Origin of the sequence: Arthrobacter sp. H41, from assembly GCF_000520535.1 — a bacterium.
Lineage (GTDB): Bacteria > Actinomycetota > Actinomycetes > Actinomycetales > Micrococcaceae > Arthrobacter_D.
Genome location: NZ_KI914767.1, coordinates 12,868 through 14,662 on the forward strand (window position 1 = coordinate 12,868; position 1,795 = coordinate 14,662).

Annotated in this window: 3 protein-coding genes; all 3 read left to right on the top strand. The window is 67.9% G+C overall.

Annotated elements, in window-relative coordinates; all coding sequences use genetic code 11:
- On the top strand, positions 1-665 hold a 665-nt coding region (gene rfaE2, locus Y705_RS17015; RefSeq protein WP_081737747.1), incomplete at its 5' end, for a D-glycero-beta-D-manno-heptose 1-phosphate adenylyltransferase.
- Complete coding sequence (locus tag Y705_RS0103235) at positions 662-1,528, top strand: glycosyltransferase (RefSeq protein WP_049822196.1); 867 nt, start codon at positions 662-664, stop codon at positions 1,526-1,528. The genes rfaE2 and Y705_RS0103235, both read left to right, overlap by 4 nt.
- 35 nt (positions 1,529-1,563) lie before the next feature.
- Complete coding sequence (locus tag Y705_RS0103240) at positions 1,564-1,752, top strand: DUF2795 domain-containing protein (protein ID WP_026531813.1); 189 nt, start codon at positions 1,564-1,566, stop codon at positions 1,750-1,752.
- The last annotated feature ends 43 nt before the right edge of the window (positions 1,753-1,795 follow it).

Below are 1,795 nucleotides of genomic sequence, written 5' to 3' on the forward strand. Positions count from 1 at the left end.
CTGGCGCCGGGGACACCTTCGTGGCCTGCCTCACCGCAGCGCGGGCCGCCGGGCTGCCGCTGGCGACCAGCCTCGACCTCGCCCAGGCGGCGGCCGACGTCGTCGTACACCGGCCCGGGACCTCCGTGTGCTCGACAGAGGACCTCGCCGTGCATCTTGGCAGCTTCGCCGACACGGCCCTCAGCGCGGAGGACCTGGCCCGGCGGATCGGACGGGATCGGGAGGCGGGCCTCCGCATCGTCCTCACGAACGGGTGTTTCGACGTCCTGCACCGCGGGCACACGCGCTACCTCAACCAGGCCAAGCAGCTGGGTGACGTACTGGTGGTGGCACTCAACGACGACGACGGCGTCCGCCGGCTCAAGGGACCGGACCGGCCCATCAATGCGCTCGCTGACCGGGCCGGGGTGATCGCCGCGCTGAGCTGCGTGGACTACGTGACGGTTTTCGCGACCGACACTCCCATTCCGCTGATCGAGGCGCTGCGCCCCGACATCTACGCGAAGGGCGGGGACTACTCCGCGCAGATGCTTGAGGAGACCCCGGTGGTGGAAGCCTTCGGGGGGACCGTGCGCATCCTCGACTACGTGCCGGAGCGGTCGACGACGGCGGTGGTACAGAAGATCCGGACGTCCGCCGAACCTGCCGCCGAGGGCGCGCCATGACCCGCTGGTCCGGAGAGTGGGGGCTGCCTGCCGCGCAGGTGGATCCGGAAATGGATGTGCTCATTCCCTCCTTCACCCGTTCCGCCGAGCTCGCAGTGACGCTCGCGGGGCTCGCTGCGCAGGACGGCATCGATTTCCGGGTGGTCGTGAGCGACCAGACGGAGGACGCACCGGCCTACGACCATCCTGCGGTGCAGGCGATAATCCGCGTGCTGCGGGCGCAGGGCACGCAAGTGCTCCTTGAACGGCATCTCCCACGCCGCGGCCTCGCCGAGCACCGGAGCTTCCTGCTCGGAATCTCGTCCGCACCTTTCGTCCTGTTCCTCGACAACGACGTCTGGCTCGAGCCGGGTACCCTCCTGCGCCTCTGCTCCGCGCTGCGGAGCGCGGGGTGCGGCTTCATCGGTTCCGCAGTGCAGGGGTTGTCCTACCTCGACGACGAACGCCCCTCCGAGCGGGTGGAGCTGGAGTTCTGGGAGGGTGGGGAAGTACTCCCTGAACGCATCCGGCAGGACGCCGAGGGCTTCCCGCGGTGGAAGCTGCACAATGCCGCGAATCTTGTCCATGCCGCGCAGGGCCTCGATCTCGACCCCGGGTCCTGGAGGCTCTACAAGGTCGCGTGGGTGGGCGGCTGCGTCCTGTTCGACCGCGAGGCCCTGGTGAACTGCGGAGGATTCGGCTTCTGGGAGGACCTGCCGGATGCCCACGCCGGAGAAGATGTCGCGGCGCAGTGGCGCGTGATGGAGCGCTACGGCGGAGCAGGGATTCTTCCCTCCGGCGCGGTGCACCTCGAATCACCCACCACGGTCACCGACCGTACCATAGACGCCGCTTCGGTGGTCCACGGGCCACCGAAGCAGTGAATGCAAGTCAAACCCTCAAGAAAAGGACGGAACACATGGCAGATCCGAGCCCCATCGATATCCAGAAGGCACTGGGCGGCATCGACTACCCGGTATCCAAGGAGAACCTGGTCAAGCACGCCGAAGGATCCGGAGCCGATGACTCCGTGATGGAGACCCTGAACAACCTTCCGGACCGGGAGTACGATTCGCCCACCGACGTCAACAAGGAAGCCGCGAAGTAGGCGGAAGTAGGCGGTAGTCGCCGAGGGCGACGGCGGGGAGGCC

Excerpts from the sequence above, each read along its gene's own strand:
- Y705_RS0103240 (WP_026531813.1), top strand. The coding sequence starts at position 1,564 with ATGGCAGATCCGAGCCCCATCGATATCCAGAAGGCACTGGGCGGCATC.
- Y705_RS0103235 (WP_049822196.1), top strand. The coding sequence starts at position 662 with ATGACCCGCTGGTCCGGAGAGTGGGGGCTGCCTGCCGCGCAGGTGGAT.